This is a genomic window from Lysinibacillus sp. JNUCC 51 (assembly GCF_015999525.1).
Taxonomy (GTDB): domain Bacteria; phylum Bacillota; class Bacilli; order Bacillales_A; family Planococcaceae; genus Lysinibacillus; species Lysinibacillus xylanilyticus.
This window is the reverse complement of record NZ_CP065545.1, coordinates 3,472,035-3,488,309: the sequence shown is the minus strand read 5'-3', so window position 1 is coordinate 3,488,309 and position 16,275 is coordinate 3,472,035. Positions and strand designations below refer to the sequence as shown.

Here is a 16,275-nt window from a genome sequence, read left to right as displayed (position 1 = left end):
ATATGGCATTTCAAATTATTTTAAATTTTGTACTTGCCTTCGTTTGGATGTTCCTTTCTTCTAATTACACAGCAACAGGCTTTATTATTGGGTTTATTCTCGGTATTATATTGCTCATTATTATGCGTAGATTTTTTACTGCTCGTCTTTACGTCTACCGCATTTGGGCAATCATTAAACTGACAATACTCTTTTTTAAGGAGTTAGTGTTAGCGAATGTACAAGTTCTTCGAGTGGTCTTAAAGCCTAAGTTGGATATGCAGCCTGCATTCTTTGCCTATCCGACTGTTTTAACACAGGAATGGGAAATTACCTTATTATCAAGTCTTATTACGTTAACACCTGGTACAGTAGTAGTGCACGTATCAGATGATGCAAAAACATTGTATGTACACGCCATTGATATTAGTGATGTCGATGAAGCGATTACAGCAATTCGAGATTCATTTGAGAAAGCGATTTTGGAGGTGAGTAAATCATGACAACGTTTATTATTACTGCAATTGTGGTGATTTGCTTATCGATGATTGCAGTCATTTATCGAATGGTTAAAGGACCTTCTGCATCCGACCGTGTGGTAGCATTGGATTCATTGGGCGTGTCAGTAATCTCACTCATTGGACTGTTTTCAGTATTGGTTGAAACAAGCTTCTTCCTTGAGATTATTTTATTGTTAGCGATTTTATCGTTTATCGGTACTGTTGCTTTCTCTAAATTCATAGAGAAAGGAGATATCATTAAACGTGACAATTCTCGCTAATAGTTTAGTTATCTTTTTCATTTCTGTAGGGGTGCTATTTATTGTTGTGACAGCCATTGGTCTTGTCCGTTTACCTGATTTGTACACACGCGCTCACGCTGCTTCAAAAAGTGCAACGCTCGGCGTCATGTGTATACTCATTGGCGTATTCTTTCACTTTTGGCTTATTGAAGATCACTTTAATCCCCGCATTTTACTAGGTATACTGTTCCTGTTCATCACAGGGCCTGTTGGAGGGCATATTATGACTCGCTCCTCATACATCGCTGGCGTAAAACCTTGGAAAGGCACAATACACGACGAACTTGGACCTGAAATTGACCGGATGAAAAAGGAACAAGGCATTAAATAACTTTTCAAAAAGAATGGCCAATGAATAGACTTCATTGGCCACTTTTTAATTGTTTGATAGCATAAAAAATTCTTTTTCTAAACCAATGCCTTCCCAAAAGCTTAATGCTAAGTCATTTTCTAAATCTACATAAACATTTACTACTGAAGTATCATGCTCATCATTAAACCAAGTCACTAAATCAGCTACTAAACGTTTAGCAACCTTCTGTCTTCTATATACTGGTACTACATAAACTTCGTCTATTTGACCATAGTTCATATCGTAAATAAAATCCCTTTTGATCGAAGCCATTCCAAAACCAATCATTTCATTATTCTCATTCGTTGCTATATAAATGGCCCCATATTTTGATTGAATATATTGTTCTAACTGTTCTTGAATTCCCTTCCTTTCACTCTCCTCTAATTCACAATCTGCCGTTTCTATGGCATTTTCATTCCAAAGTTCCAATATTTCATTTAATAATTTCTGGTTTACTACATCCTCGGTTAATAGTTGAATATGTATGCTCATTTCTTTCATCTCCTATAACGTATGATGATTTAATCATCTCACAACATTTGGTAACCTTCTATAAAAATAGATTAATTTTCCACAAAAAAATCTGCCTCCTCGAAAGTAAGCAGATTCTTTATGAAAACAAATTTATTAAATATATGCTCATCACGATAACGTGTGGTTGATAAGCCTAAATGTATCCTTTTGAAGTTAATATGTCTGTGAGCTGGTCTACGCATTCTTCGATAGAATGGAGTTCAGTGTCTAAAATAATTTCCGGATTTTCCGGTTCTTCATAGGGTGCACTAATCCCAGTAAAGTTTGGAATTTCCGCATTACGAGCTTTTTTATAAAGACCTTTTGGATCACGCTTTTCACACGTTTCAACAGAACACTTTACATAGACCTCTATAAATTCCCCTGCTTCCACAAGCTCACGGACAACTTGACGATCTTCTCGGTAAGGTGAAATAAAAGCAGTTAGAACAATTTGTCCATTTTCCACAAAAAGCTTAGAGACTTCTCCAATACGTCGTATATTTTCCTTTCGACCCGCTTCATCAAATCCTAAATCCTTATTTAAGCCATGGCGAACATTATCACCATCTAAGACAAATGCTTGATTGCCACGTTCGAAGAGTCGGCGTGCGAAGGCATTCGCCACAGAAGATTTTCCTGAAGCTGATAAACCGGTGAACCATAAAATAAAGCTTTGATGCTTGTAATGTGTACGACGCTCCTCTTTCGTAATAGAAGCTTCGTGCCAAACGATGTTAGAACTCACTTTATAACCTCCTGACGCATCCCTTTAATTAGTACATCCACAACCTCTTTACGACTAAATGTACTTGGAGGCACTTCGCCATTACGTAACATTTCACGAACCTTAGTACCCGATAAAATGACATGCGCCGAGCTATCATGTGAACACGTTTTCGTCGTTGCCATTCCCTCACATTTGTTGCAATAGAAGCTATGCTCAAATTTTAATGGAGTAATTCCTAATTCATCTTCCGTAAATTGTTCAAAGATTTTTTGTGCATCGTATGTGCCATAGTAATCGCCAACACCTGCATGGTCACGCCCAACGATAAAGTGAGTGCAGCCATAATTTTTTCGTACAAGTGCATGGAAAATAGCTTCCTTTGGTCCTGCATAACGCATTGCAGCTGGAAATACCCCTAATTGAACGCGATTTTCAGGATAATAATTTTTTAGTAAAACTTCGTAACTTTCCATGCGAATTGCGGCCGAAACATCGTCTGATTTCGTTTCTCCAACTAGTGGATTTAAAAATAATCCATCAATTGTTTCAAGCGCTGCCTTTTGAATATATTCATGTGCTCGATGTACAGGATTCCGTGTTTGGAAGCCAACAATTGTTTTCCAGCCCTTTTCCGCAAAAAGCTGGCGTGTTTCAAACGGATCAAATGAATAGGCTGGGAACTTCTGCTCTAGACGTTTTACTAATGTAATTTTTCCGCCCACATAAATACTTGGACGTTCATGCAACTTCTTAACACCTGGATGCTCTAAATCCTCCGTACCATATATTAACAATGCCTCTTTCCATTTATTTGGCTCATAAATATCCGCGACTTCAATAACACCATAAACAGCATCACCATATACTAACTTTGCCTCATCACCCGGCTGCAATGTTACCGCTACATCCTTTGTTACTGGTAATGTAATCGGAATACTCCATACCACGCCTGACGCTAAACGTGTATGTTCAACAACTGATTCATAATCTTCCTGCGTTAAAAATCCTTCAATCGGACTGTAACCACCAATAGCAATTAACTCTAAATCACTAAGTGAAATGGCATCAAGCTCAATAACTTTATTAATATGCGTAACATCCTTCTCTGGATTAAAGGCTTGCACTAATAGTCCACCATGTGGTTGTAAACTCATCAAAATCTCCTCCTAGTTTTATTGAATTATTCAGTTTTTTAGTTAAGCGTATTTGCATATTTTATTGATTTATCATCTTAGGCAAATTGAGGCTTCTGCGATTAATTTCTCCCTTACAGAGATTTATCGTGGATCCTTATGAATTGATCGGCTTTTCTTCAAAAGTGATCGGGTCCAACTCTGATTTGATCAGCTCCCCGTTAAAAGTGATCGACACCCCGGCCGATTCAATAGTATTTCGGGTATTTAAATCCCTTCTCCTGAATCGTATATTGAGCGTTCTTCTTCACGCATTGTTCGCATTAAGCTAATTACACCAAGCGTTCCAACAATAATACTGCCAATTAATATGATGGTATAGAAATCTTTTTCTAAGAATAGCTGTACTAAAAAATAGGAGATGGCTAAAGAAAAGATTGGTGAGACAATCCAAATACGGATTATTTTTTTCACAATATGCTTATGAAAAATTTGTTTCCCGTTTTTGGCCATCCCCATTCCGATAATCGAAGACGATGTTACTTGTGTTAATGGTACTGGTAGCCCAAAGATAGAGCTTATACCGACTAGTAGTGCACCTGTACTCGATATTAATATTCCTTCTGCCTTCTCAAAGCGCATAATTTTTTTACCGTTTGTTTCAAGCACCCGTTTTCCAAGCAGCATTGCGCCAAGCGCTACAAATGCCCCGCCAAGCAATATTCCAGTTGTTACACCCATCATTCCTGCACCAACAAGAGGTCCAACTGCATTTGCTACGTTATTCATCCCTGCTGAAAATGCTTCAAAAAATCCAGCGAACACAAGGAGAATCGTTAATATTAAATGATCCTTTAACAAGCCCTTAACTCGTAATTTATACAGCCACTTCCCAAAGACAAATGCTATGATAAATGCTATGATTGGTACTATTACCCAAAATGATATGATGACAAGTAATGACTTAATGTATAACACTTTATAGGCAATCCCTACACCTACAACTGCTCCTACAGTCACTTCACTCGTCGATAATGGGATGCCTAAAAGATTGGCAAAAAATAGTGAGCTCGTCGCAGAAATCAAAATAATAATGACAATCTTTACTGTAATGTACTCCTGTGGCATTATGCCGGAGCTGATTGTTTTTACTACCTCTCCCCCTCCAAGAACTGCCCCAGAAAAAACGCCCACTGAGCAAATAAGCAATGCTTGCCAAGCTTTTTTAATAGCACCTGCTCCGTAAGCAACTCCCATTGAGGCTGCCGCTCCACTAGCACCTATATTCATCGCAAAAAATAAACTAATCGCTATCGCTACATATTCAAGCATGGCAAGACTCCTTTACTCATGTAACCCACACTCAGTTTTCCCAGATCCCTGCCATCTGCCTGAACGTAAATCATCCATTGTATATGCTGGTTTTGTACAGTGCTCGCAGCCGATGCTTGGATAGCCTTTATCATGCAATGGATTGTACGGCAAATTATGCTTTGAGACATATCGCCAAACATCCTTCCATGTCCAATGAATAAGTGGGCAAATTTTAATGGATTTAAATTTATCGTCAAGATTGATAAAGTTCGTATTTTGTCGGGTTGGTGATTGTTCACGACGTAAGCCAGAAATCCAAGCTGTTGCACCCGATAACGCTTCATGTAACGGTACAATCTTGCGAATATCGCAGCATTTGTTTGGATTAGACTTCCATAATTCATCACCATATTCAGCTGCTTGTTGTTCCAGTGTAAGTGCTGGTTTTTGCATAATAATGTTCAACTTCGGATATTTTTCTTTTACTTTATCAATCGTTTCATATGTTTCCTTAAAATGAACATCTGTATCTAAAAAGATAATCGTAGCATCGGGTTTCACCTTTGAAATAAGGTCAATCAAGACAATCCCCTCAATCCCAAAGCTACATGCATAGACGATATCCTCGCCATATTCAGCATAACTCCACTGTAAAACCTCCAGTGCTGCCTTATAAGTTTCGTCTACCTGAAAATTCAATGTTGGCTCATGCCAAGTTGCATATGTTAGCATATAATCCTCCTCGTAACGAAAAAAGGCGTTCTAACGAAAGACATATATAGATATGTCTTCGTTAAAACGCCTCTAGTTTGACTAGCCAGCTTATTATTAACTTCTTTCAGCTACAGAAATTTCCCACCTCTATAGGTGGTGAGATGAATGCCGATTCCGGACGCAATTATGCCGAGGCATAATTGATTAATTGTTCACTAGTATTAGCTACCTCGTTCTACAATCATTTTTCTTATTACCAAATATATACTAAAGTACACCTAGTAGTCAACTAGGCTTTTTACAAAAAATCATTTCAATGAGCCCAAATTTTCATACTGTATTCTTGCATATGATGATAATCAAAAGCAATATTTTCTTAATTCCTTGTTGACTAATAAGAAATATATGTTTAATGTAAAAATAAGCTTTGAACCAAACCAATCAATTTCGCCTTGGCGTAATTGCGTCCGGATTTTGAATTGTGCCTAGGCCTGCACGAGGGCCGACACGATGTCGGTCATTTCGGTAATGCCACAGGACATGGCGTTTTTACCGATGCAGGTCAGTTAGCTGTTTTCGCAGGATGCGAAGGTTTTAGGCTAACATCCTCTTATTCATTCCTTTCAAAATCCGTGACATCCGCCGGAGGCTTTATCTTCACACAGTAGATGTTTGGACACCCTTTGACAAGGAACAGGTGGGGTTCTTTTGTTGCACTTTAATAAAAAAATATTTGCTGAGTGAAGATAAAATGCTGATCAGAGAATCTGAAGGCCATCTACTTAAGACGATTATAAATCGTATTGGTAGGTGGCCTTTTGTATTCTCTAGACAAAAAAAGGAGCGATTTTTTATGAAAAAAAGGAAACATTTTCTTCAATCGTTAGCACTTATATCTGCATTAGCCCTGACATTAACCGGTTGCGGCAGTAGCTCTTCAGAAAAGAATACAAGTGCACAGGATACAAAAAAATCTGTAGAACTATTAAATGTATCTTATGATCCAACACGTGAGCTTTACGATGAATTTAACAAAGACTTTATAAAAAAATGGAAGGATGAAACAGGTCAAGATGTAACGATAAAACAATCACACGGGGGCTCTGGTAAACAAGGTCGAGCTGTAATTGATGGTCTAGAGGCTGATGTTGTTACACTAGCACTAGCTTACGATATTGATGAGATTGCACAAGCTCGAGGCCTATTAAATAAAGATTGGCAAACAGAATTTGAAAATAACTCTACACCTTATACATCTACTATTGTCTTTTTAGTACGCAAAGGCAATCCAAAGGGTATTAAAGACTGGGATGATTTAATAAAAGACGATGTATCTGTCATCACACCAAATCCTAAAACATCTGGTGGTGCACGGTGGAACTATTTAGCCGCGTGGGCCTACGCAGGGAAATTATATAAAAATGATGAGGCAAAAATAAAAGAATTTATGAAAGCACTATATAGCAATGTTGAAGTACTGGATTCTGGTGCACGTGGTGCTACAACAACATTTGTTGAACGTAAAATTGGTGATGTCTTAATTGCATGGGAAAATGAAGCCTATTTAACGCTCAAAGAATTAGGTGACGAATTTGATATCATTACACCTTCTTTAAGTATTTTAGCTGAGCCACCTGTGGCAGTTGTTGACAAAATTGTTGATAAAAAAGGTACACGCGAAGTAGCAGAGGCTTATTTAAAGCATTTATATAGTGAGCGTGGTCAAGAAATTGCTGCGAAGAATTTCTATAGACCACGAAATGAAAAAATTCTAGCAAAATATCAAGAGCAATTCCCAAAACTCGAACTCGTTTCAATCGATGATTTCGGTGGTTGGGCAGAAGCACAAGCAAAGCATTTTAAAGATGATGGTACATTCGATGAAATTTATGTACCTCAATAAGGAGGCATGTCATGAGTAGTTTAACAGTTAATAAAAAGACACGCCGCATTATTCCAGGTTTCCACCTTTCTCTTGGCTACACCATGTTATATGTTAGCTTGCTAGTTCTATTGCCTCTATCGATGATTTTTATTCATACAATGTCCTTAAGCTGGACAGAGTTTATTGATATTGTAACTGCTCCTCGTGCAGTCGCTTCCTATAAGGTAAGTTTCAGTACTGCACTCGCTGCTGGTTTATTAAATGTTATTTTTGGCACAATCATTGCTTGGGTGCTTGTACGCTACAGCTTTCCGTTTAAACGAATCATCGATGGACTTGTCGATTTACCATTTGCTTTGCCTACCGCTGTAGCAGGGATTGCCTTAACGTCACTCTATGCACCAAATGGTTGGATTGGTCAATTTTTTAATTTTAAAATTGCCTTTACGCCACTCGGCATTATCATTGCCCTTACATTTATCGGGCTACCATTTGTCGTTCGTACTGTGCAGCCTATCTTACAAAATATTAGTGCTGAGGTTGAGGAAGCCTCTGCAAGCCTTGGAGCAACTCGTCTACAAACCTTTCGTAAAGTGATTTTTCCAGAGCTTGCTCCTGCCATTTTAACAGGTTTTTCATTGGCATTTGCACGTGCACTAGGAGAGTATGGTTCTGTTGTTTTTATCGCCGGGAATATGCCGATGAAGACTGAAATTACGCCTTTAATTATTATGACAAAGCTCGAACAATATGACTACGCTGGTGCAACTGCTATTGCAGTGGTCATGCTTGTTACGTCCTTCATCCTATTATTTAGCATTAATTTAATTCAATGGTTGACAAATCGTCGCTTTGTACATTAGGAGGTATTTATGGAACAGTCTACATTTATTCAGCAAGTTGCTTCTGAAAAAAATAATGCAGTGACAAAGTCTGCTGCCTTACAAGAGCCACGTTTTGTCCGATATACGCTAACATTTATTGCGCTAGCTTTTTTAGCATTTTTCATCGTGCTTCCGCTAGTATCAATTTTTTCCACTGCCTTTCAAAAAGGAGTAGACGTATATGTAGCAGCTATCACACATTCAGATGCATTGGCAGCTATTAAGTTAACCTTAACTGTCGTCGCGATTGCAGTACCATTAAACGCGATCTTTGGAGTTATGGCTGCTTGGGCTTTAACAAAGTTCAATTTTAAAGGGAAAAATCTATTACTTACGATTGTCGATCTTCCTTTTGCCGTATCTCCTGTTATTGCAGGTTTAGTATTTATTTTGTTATTTGGCTCACAAGGACTATTTGGGGATTGGCTATTTGAACATGACATTAAGATTGTTTTTGCGCTACCTGGTATTGTCCTAGCTACTGTCTTTGTCACATTGCCCTTTGTTGCAAGGGAGCTCATTCCTCTTATGCAGACACAAGGTACTTCCGAGGAGGAGGCATCCATTTCACTTGGTGCCAATGGTTTTAAAACGTTTTGGCATGTGACACTACCAAATATTAAATGGGGCTTATTATACGGCCTTGTACTATGTAATGCTCGGGCAATTGGTGAATTTGGTGCCGTTTCTGTTGTATCAGGGCATATTAGAGGGATGACAAATACGATGCCCCTTCATATTGAAATTTTATACAATGAGTACCAATTTGCAGCAGCCTTCGCCGTCGCTTCACTAATGAGTGTGATCGCCATTATTACACTTATCGTTAAAGATATTGTTGCTTGGAAATCAAAATCTGCTTAAAGGAGGTATTGTCAACATGAGCATCCAAATAAATAATGTATCTAAAAAATTCGGTTCCTTTCAAGCTTTAGAAGATGTTTCACTTCATATTCAATCTGGGGAACTGGTTGCCCTTCTCGGCCCATCTGGTTCTGGCAAGACTTCTTTATTACGCATTATTGCAGGACTTGAAACATCAGATGTTGGCGAGATTTTATTTGACGGTCAATCGATGATAGATCGCCATCCAAAGGAGCGAAATGTAGGCTTTGTCTTCCAACATTATGCGCTTTTTCGCCATATGACAGTTTTTGATAATGTCGCTTACGGTCTTAAAGTACGCCCTCGTAAAACAAGACCATCTAAATTAGAAATAAAGAACAAAGTGATGGAGCTTCTAAGACTAGTCAAACTAGAAAATTTTTCTGATCGTTACCCAACACAGCTTTCAGGTGGGCAACGTCAGCGAGTTGCACTTGCTAGAGCTCTCGCCGTGGAGCCTAAGGTGCTTTTATTAGATGAACCTTTTGGAGCACTGGATGCTAAAGTGCGCAAGGAATTGCGTCGTTGGCTACGAAAGCTTCACGACGATTTTCATATTACAAGCATTTTTGTCACACACGATCAGGAAGAGGCACTTGATGTTGCAGACCGAATTGTCGTGATGAACAACGGCAAGATAGAGCAAATTGGTAGCCCAGACGACGTATACACAAATCCAAAGAGCCCTTTTGTTTATGATTTTTTAGGTAATGTGAATCTCTTTAAAGGACGGTTACATAATGGTAAGCTCCTGCATGGTGAATTTGCGATTGATGTACCTGACTTACAGGTACATACAGAGGATCAAGCAGTAGGCTATGTACGTCCCCATGATATTCGAATTGAGAGAACAAATGTATCGGGCACCGTCCCTGTCAAAGTAAGCCATATCCACTTGCTTGGACCTATCGTGCAGGTTGAGCTACGTCGAGAAGATATGGATGAATTTTTAGAGGCAGAACTAACTAAAGAACAATTTACTAATCTTCAGCTTAAGGTTGGTGACCATGTATTTATCAAACCAAAGCAATTAAAAGTCTTTATCCCCGAGGATTTTTCCATATAAAAAGGCCATGTAGCAAAGAAATTTGCTACATGGCTATTTATTTTATTTTTGATGAAAATCTCGTCCGTCGTGAACAGCCGTTACATAACCGGCACGAATTACAAAATCACCGAAATGCTCACCATCTAGACGTTCCTTCGCATAGTGGAGTAAGATTGGACGAAGCTCCGCTAATATCTCTTCCTCACCAATATTTTCACGATAGATTTTATTGAGACGATTACCAGTAAAGCTTGCTCCTAAATACATATTATATTTCCCTGGACCTTTACCGATAAAGCCAATCTCAGCCATCGCTGCACGCGAGCAACCATTCGGACAGCCTGACATGCGAATAACGATTTCTGTATCGTTTAAGCCCGCTTCATCAATAATTGTTTCTATTTTTGTAATAAGAGAAGGGAGGTAACGCTCGGCTTCTGCCATGGCTAAACCACACGTTGGTAATGATACACAAGCAATTGAATTTCGGCGCAATGCAGAATAGTGCTCTCCATCTGTAAGGTTATATTGCTCAATAATCGCAGCGATTTTTTCCTTCTTTTGTGGCGTTACATTACTAATCATTAAATTTTGGTTGGGTGTTAAGCGGAAATCACCTGTATGCACCTTCGCAATTTCACGTAATCCTGTTAGAAGCTCATAATTTTCAAAGTCCTTAATACGACCATTTTGAATAAATAATGTATAATGCCATTGACCTTCTGCACCTTGAATCCAGCCAAACTCATCACCCGTTCGATTGAAAGTAAATGGACGGGCCTCTTGAATATCCCAACCTAGACGACTTGTTAGTTCTTCGTTAAACCACTCAAGTCCTCTTGCGTCAATTGTATATTTAAAACGTGCATTTTTACGAACCGAACGATTCCCATAATCGCGCTGAATCGTAATAATTTTCTCCGATGTTTCCAGTAGTTTATCAGGTGTGATAAAGCCAATTATACGAGCAAGCTGTGGGTATGTTTCATGATCGCCATGTGTCATGCCCATTCCTCCACCAACAGCTACGTTAAAGCCTACTAGTTTATCCTCGGCAACGATTGCTATAAACCCTATATCTTGTGAGAATACGTCCACATCATTACTTGGCGGAACAGCAATACCAATTTTAAATTTACGCGGTAAATATTGTGCACCGTATATAGGTTCAACTTCTTCATCCTGACTATCAACTACCTTTTCACCATCTAGCCATAGTTCATGGTAAGCACGTGTTCTAGGCAGTAGATGCTCACTTAATTTGGCAGACCAATTATAGATTTCCTCATGTAATGCGGATTGGTTGGGATTCACATTACACATCACATTACGATTGACATCTCCACAGGCTGCAAGAGAATCTAATAACACCTCATTAATTTCCTGCATATATTTTTTAACATTCCATTTTAAAATGCCATGCACTTGGAATGCCTGACGTGTCGTTAATTTTAAGGAGCCATTTCCATACTTTCTCGCCATTTCATCCATTACTAGCCATTGTGCTGGAGTTGCTGCTCCGCCCGGTGTACGTACACGCACCATAAATTGATAGGCCGGCTCAAGCTTTTGACGCTGACGTTCATTACGAAGATCGCGATCGTCTTGTAAGTAACTACCATGGAACTTCATTAGACGGTTATCATCCTCTGGAATACCTGAACTTAATGGATTGTTCATCGTACGCTCCAATGTTCCGCGTAGATAATTACTGTCGTTTTTAATACGCTCTACATCACTAGGCTTCCCTGGTTGTGGAGGTAAAATAATTTTCCCTGTCATTTGTTATCGCTCCTTTAATCAATTATGCCTCGGCAGAATTGCCACTGTCGCTTCGCTTTCGCTACATAAAACACTGCCAAAGGAAGTTAATAAACGTCACGTTGATAGCGTTTCTGCTTTTTTAGCTCATTGACAAAGGCTTTAGCTTCCTCTGGCGTTTTTTGTCCCTGTTGTTCAATAACGCGATGTATTGTTGCATCAACATCAGCCGCCATCGATTTTTTATCGCCACAGACGTAAATGACAGCTCCTTGTTCTAGCCATTCATAAAAAGCAACAGCATTTTCCTCAATTTTATGTTGAACATATATTTTTTTATCTGTATCACGTGAGAAAGCGACATGCATTTGACTAAGTGTGCCTGAAGCAAGCCAACGCTGCCAATCAATTTGATAAAGAAAATCTGTGACAAAATGTTGATCACCCAAAATTAGCCACGTTTTTCCTTCGATGCCTAATTCCTCACGCTCCTCTAAAAATGCACGATACGGGGCTACACCTGTTCCAGCACCAATCATAATAATTGGTGTATCCTCATGCTCTGGTAATCTAAAGTTCGGATTTTTATGAACATATATCGGTAATGTTTCACCAATTTGAATACGCTCAGCAACGCTTCCAGAGCAAACTCCAAGACGTTGACGTCCATTCGTCTCATAGCTTACTTTCCCAATTGTTAAATGTACCTCTTCACTATTTGCCTTTTGACTACTAGCAATGGAATATAGACGTGCTGGAATTTTACGTAATAAATTTACAAATTGCTGCGCATCCCATATAAATGGTGCAAAGTCTTCCACAACGTCAAGTAAGTCTCTTCCTTTTGCATATTCCTTCCAAGAATTCGAGTCTTCAAGTAGCTTTGTAAATTCCTGATGGACCGTATAGGCACCAATTTTTTGTAACAATGGCTTAGACAACACTGTAATTTCTAATTTTTTTCGTAATGCATCCTTTAATGTCAGCGTTTCTTCAAAGACGTTTACCTCAGTTTGTGGATCAAACTGTAACGCTGTGATTAAAGCATTGACTAGTTTTTCATCATTTTCTGGTTGAATACCGATACTATCTCCAGGTTCGAAATGGAAACTTGCACCTTCGATGGATAATTCAATATGACGTGTTTCTTTGTTTGATCCTCGGCCGTTTAAATTAATGTTTTCAAGTACTTCGGCATAAAACGGATTTTTTCGAGAATATGTAGTGTCTCTTTGTGCTGTCTGATTTTGTGAAGTAGATGTAACTGCTATATCCTTCTGTCGCAGCAACTTCTGCTGAACAGCTGAGAACCATTGTGCTGCAGTGTCATCATAATCTACATCACAATCTGTGCGAGGAACAATTTGACTTGCCCCTAATTTTGCAAACTGCTCATCAAAATCCTTTCCTGTTTTACAGAAAAATTCATAGGAACTATCTCCTAAGGCTAGCACCGAATAATGAAGATGCTCTAACTTAGGTGCACGCTTGCTATGCAAAAATTCATAGAACTGTATTGCTTGATCAGGTGGATCCCCTTCACCATGTGTACTAACAATGAGTAAAAGATTTGTTACCTTTTTTAAATTATTTGGTTTAAAAGTTGCTAACGACGAAATCGTTACGTCCACATCGTTGTCTTTCAAGGCTGAGGCATATTTTTCAGCTAATCCCTGGCTATTGCCTGTTTGTGTACCATATAAAATCGTTACTGTTTTGTTGAATGTTTTAACTATCGGCGTTGCTTCTTTAACAACAGGATCGATAGTTGCTAGTGGTGCACTTAAAAAGCCGCTTAGCCAAATCCTCTGTTCTCCTGTTAGTTTAGGGAGAAGCTCATTTAATAGCTTTACCTGCTCCTCATTAAATGGACTGTTTACTACATGCAGTTTCAAACTTGCCACCTCACGTATTCGTATCATTTTCTACTGTTGATAATTTGTCTTGCTAAAAAAAGAGCAATTATGCCTCGGCAATGATGTTGGTCACTCAGTCGTGTATTGTTGTTGCTGTCGCTTCGCTTTCGCACAGATAACCCTGTTGCTGTCGATACGTTTTCACACGGATAAATTGCCGCGGGACGTAGACTGAATTCCTCTATTTCAGCGGATGTCTTTTGTACCGAAAGCGTAGCGACAGGTACCGATGTTTTTTGCGCGAAAGCTTAGCGACAGCAGCAGATCTTTTTTTGCGCGAAAGCTTAGCGACAGCAGCAGATGTTTGGACACCCGCTGATAAAAGTTAAAATTATCGAAGTCGTATTTTTTCTTTCTTTTCAATTTGAACCACATAGAAATTTTGCACAATCAATGTAATCGATCCGTGGTTCACAGTATTTAAAATTTGGCGTACATTATCTAATGCTAGATTTACATTTTCAGTCCTTTTATCTACCATTACAAAACACCTTTCTTAGTAAATTTTATTAATTGATAAATACGTTCCACTAAAACTTTCCTTACATTGTCGTCATAGCCTAAACTTTCACATAAAATAACGTTCTTATTCTCATATTCTTGTAATCGCTTTGTTATGTTTTGGCGCAAAACCCCAGTAAACAACAGATACGGCACTATAAACACTTGATTGCCCTTATTCTCTTGTTGTTGTAACCACTCTTCAAACGTAGGACCCATTCCATATAGATAGCACGTGTCTACAGCTTCATAAGCATATTTATCACGTAGTCTTGTTGCAATTTTATCTAAATCTCTCTTTACTGCAGGATCACTACTCCCACGACCTATAACTAAAACACTTGCATCTTTAGTAGGACACCCTGCTTCTAAAATTCTAGTCTGTAATGTATCAATTAATAATTCATGGACACCAAGTGGTTCACCGTATGTAAATCGCACTTGTGGATGCTGTTTTTTTGCTTTATCAATCTCACTTGGAATATCGTGCTTTGCATGCTGAGCAGCAAGCAATAAAATAGGAACGATCGCTATAGCTGTAGCCCCTTGGTTAATACAGCTTGCTATACCTTCAGCAATTGTCGGCGTCGCGAGTTCTAAAAAACTAATTTCTTGAATCGGTATTTCAATCTCCTGTTGTACGCTCTTTAGAAAGTTTACTGCTTGCTCCACCCCTGCCTTTACTCTACTTCCATGGGCGATATATAAAATGGCTTGCATGAACCCACATCCTTACACAGAAACTTCTGCTAACTGCGGCTGCGGAATGTTTTGTTCAAACCATTGAATTGTTTCCCTCAAAGTAACAACTTTTCCTACTACAATTATGCTTGGATTTTGAATATTTTCTCGCTGGACTAGTTCTTCAATATTGGCTAAAGTTCCTGTGACTGTTTTTTGTTGAGAAAATGTACCCCAATGGATGAGTGCTATTGGTGTTTCTTTATCTCGCCCATACTTAAGTAGTTGCTGACGGATATAGGGAAGGTTACCGACTCCCATATAAATAGCAATCGTATCGATCCCTTTTGCAAGACTTTCCCATTGAATTCCATCATCCTTGCCCTCTTTCATATGCCCAGTAACCATTGCAAAACTTGAGCTTAAGTCACGATGTGTAACAGGAATCCCTGCATATGCCGGCACCGCTATCCCTGAAGTAATGCCAGGCACAATTTCAAATGGAATATTATGCTGCGCTAGTACCTCAGCTTCCTCAGCCCCCCTTCCAAAAACGAATGGGTCGCCTCCCTTTAATCTCGTCACAATTAATCCTTGCTGTGCATAGTTAACAAGTGATTGATTAATTTGCTCTTGAATCATGGCGTGCTGCTGAGGTAGCTTACCGCAAAAGATAAGTTTAGCCTCTCGTTTAGCATAGGATAGTAAATTCTTATTAATGAGTCTGTCATACAGGATGACATCAGCACATTCGATACACCGTAATCCTTTTACTGTGATAAGATCAACATCGCCAGGCCCAGCACCCACTATAAAAACTTTCCCCATTTGATTTCACTCCCTTTCGTCTTTCCATAGAGATAAAAAAAGACTCAAATTATCCATAGGCAGAGCAATGCCTGTGAATAATAAGAGCCTCTAGTTTGCTAGTCAGCTACGTATTTAATTCTTAGTAATATAATAAGAATAATAAATAATTTAGTATATTCTGTCAACACTTTATTTAATGACTAGAATCTGATATTTATTTAATTTAACTAAAGAAAAACCAGTTGTCGTTATTATTGCCGACAACTGGTTTTATATTTTCATTGAAATCTATGCCTTATTTGAATTAGTACGGTCTAAAATGGTGCCTAAATGGTGGACCAGGTCGGTAAAATGGCGGAAATGG

General features: G+C 38.8%; 17 protein-coding genes. 7 read left to right on the top strand and 10 right to left on the bottom strand.

Features of this window, described 5'->3' with window-relative positions; all coding sequences use genetic code 11:
• The first annotated feature begins 2 nt into the window (after nt 1-2).
• From JNUCC51_RS16770 to mnhG, 3 genes are read left to right on the top strand one after another with little or no spacing between them, the layout of a single operon-like run.
• The gene (locus tag JNUCC51_RS16770) at nt 3-482 is read left to right on the top strand and encodes a Na+/H+ antiporter subunit E (protein ID WP_337988970.1); all 480 of its coding nucleotides are present in this window, start codon (nt 3-5) and stop codon (nt 480-482) included.
• Nucleotides 479-760: a Na(+)/H(+) antiporter subunit F1 gene (locus JNUCC51_RS16765; RefSeq protein ID WP_049669148.1), complete on the top strand. Its 282-nt coding sequence runs from the start codon at nt 479-481 to the stop codon at nt 758-760. Before JNUCC51_RS16770 ends, JNUCC51_RS16765 begins: the two co-directional genes overlap by 4 nt.
• Complete coding sequence (gene mnhG, locus JNUCC51_RS16760) at nt 744-1,112, top strand: monovalent cation/H(+) antiporter subunit G (protein ID WP_049669147.1); 369 nt, start codon at nt 744-746, stop codon at nt 1,110-1,112. The genes JNUCC51_RS16765 and mnhG overlap by 17 nt, the downstream gene beginning before the upstream one ends.
• 45 nt (nt 1,113-1,157) lie before the next feature.
• On the opposite strand, the gene JNUCC51_RS16755 is transcribed toward mnhG, so the two are convergent.
• The 5 genes from JNUCC51_RS16755 to JNUCC51_RS16735 all read right to left on the bottom strand — a co-directional run bounded on the left by JNUCC51_RS16755 (nt 1,158) and on the right by JNUCC51_RS16735 (nt 5,558).
• Nucleotides 1,158-1,628 (bottom strand): GNAT family N-acetyltransferase, encoded by a 471-nt coding sequence (locus tag JNUCC51_RS16755; protein WP_337988969.1) that lies wholly within the window; start codon nt 1,626-1,628, stop codon nt 1,158-1,160.
• A gap of 175 nt (nt 1,629-1,803) precedes the next feature.
• A complete protein-coding gene (gene cysC / locus JNUCC51_RS16750; protein ID WP_337988968.1) occupies nt 1,804-2,397 on the bottom strand; it encodes an adenylyl-sulfate kinase in 594 nt (197 codons plus the stop codon).
• A complete protein-coding gene (gene sat, locus JNUCC51_RS16745; protein WP_337988967.1) occupies nt 2,394-3,533 on the bottom strand; it encodes a sulfate adenylyltransferase in 1,140 nt (379 codons plus the stop codon). Before sat ends, cysC begins: the two co-directional genes overlap by 4 nt.
• Before the next feature lie 246 nt (nt 3,534-3,779).
• Nucleotides 3,780-4,844 carry a sulfate permease gene (gene cysP / locus JNUCC51_RS16740; RefSeq protein WP_337988966.1) on the bottom strand — a complete coding sequence of 355 codons (1,065 nt, stop codon included), beginning with the start codon at nt 4,842-4,844 and terminating at the stop codon, nt 3,780-3,782.
• Nucleotides 4,845-4,856: 12 nt separating this feature from the next.
• On the bottom strand, nt 4,857-5,558 hold the full coding sequence (locus tag JNUCC51_RS16735; RefSeq protein WP_337988965.1) for a phosphoadenylyl-sulfate reductase: 702 nt from the start codon (nt 5,556-5,558) through the stop codon (nt 4,857-4,859).
• A gap of 835 nt (nt 5,559-6,393) precedes the next feature.
• On the opposite strand from JNUCC51_RS16735, the gene JNUCC51_RS16730 reads away from it, so the two are divergent.
• From JNUCC51_RS16730 to JNUCC51_RS16715, 4 genes are read left to right on the top strand one after another with little or no spacing between them, the layout of a single operon-like run.
• Complete coding sequence (locus tag JNUCC51_RS16730; RefSeq protein ID WP_337988964.1) at nt 6,394-7,443, top strand: sulfate ABC transporter substrate-binding protein; 1,050 nt, start codon at nt 6,394-6,396, stop codon at nt 7,441-7,443.
• Nucleotides 7,444-7,454: 11 nt separating this feature from the next.
• Nucleotides 7,455-8,288 (top strand): sulfate ABC transporter permease subunit CysT, encoded by an 834-nt coding sequence (cysT, locus tag JNUCC51_RS16725; RefSeq protein ID WP_337988963.1) that lies wholly within the window; start codon nt 7,455-7,457, stop codon nt 8,286-8,288.
• A 9-nt stretch (nt 8,289-8,297) separates the two neighbouring features.
• Entirely contained in the window at nt 8,298-9,173 is an 876-nt protein-coding gene (cysW, locus tag JNUCC51_RS16720) for a sulfate ABC transporter permease subunit CysW (protein ID WP_337988962.1), read from the top strand.
• A gap of 16 nt (nt 9,174-9,189) precedes the next feature.
• Nucleotides 9,190-10,260: a sulfate/molybdate ABC transporter ATP-binding protein gene (locus tag JNUCC51_RS16715; protein ID WP_337988961.1), complete on the top strand. Its 1,071-nt coding sequence runs from the start codon at nt 9,190-9,192 to the stop codon at nt 10,258-10,260.
• A 42-nt stretch (nt 10,261-10,302) separates the two neighbouring features.
• On the opposite strand, the gene cysI is transcribed toward JNUCC51_RS16715, so the two are convergent.
• The 5 genes from cysI to cobA all read right to left on the bottom strand — a co-directional run bounded on the left by cysI (nt 10,303) and on the right by cobA (nt 15,929).
• A complete protein-coding gene (gene cysI, locus JNUCC51_RS16710; RefSeq protein WP_337988960.1) occupies nt 10,303-12,024 on the bottom strand; it encodes an assimilatory sulfite reductase (NADPH) hemoprotein subunit in 1,722 nt (573 codons plus the stop codon).
• Nucleotides 12,025-12,110: 86 nt separating this feature from the next.
• Nucleotides 12,111-13,898, bottom strand: a complete 1,788-nt coding sequence (locus tag JNUCC51_RS16705; protein ID WP_337988959.1) for an assimilatory sulfite reductase (NADPH) flavoprotein subunit — start codon at nt 13,896-13,898, stop codon at nt 12,111-12,113.
• Nucleotides 13,899-14,250: 352 nt separating this feature from the next.
• Nucleotides 14,251-14,400, bottom strand: coding sequence for a YezD family protein (locus JNUCC51_RS16700; protein ID WP_134022417.1), 150 nt, complete (start codon nt 14,398-14,400; stop codon nt 14,251-14,253).
• A complete protein-coding gene (locus JNUCC51_RS16695; protein WP_337988958.1) occupies nt 14,400-15,140 on the bottom strand; it encodes a sirohydrochlorin chelatase in 741 nt (246 codons plus the stop codon). Before JNUCC51_RS16695 ends, JNUCC51_RS16700 begins: the two co-directional genes overlap by 1 nt.
• 12 nt (nt 15,141-15,152) lie before the next feature.
• Nucleotides 15,153-15,929 (bottom strand): uroporphyrinogen-III C-methyltransferase, encoded by a 777-nt coding sequence (gene cobA, locus JNUCC51_RS16690; protein WP_337988957.1) that lies wholly within the window; start codon nt 15,927-15,929, stop codon nt 15,153-15,155.
• Nucleotides 15,930-16,275 lie beyond the last annotated feature (346 nt).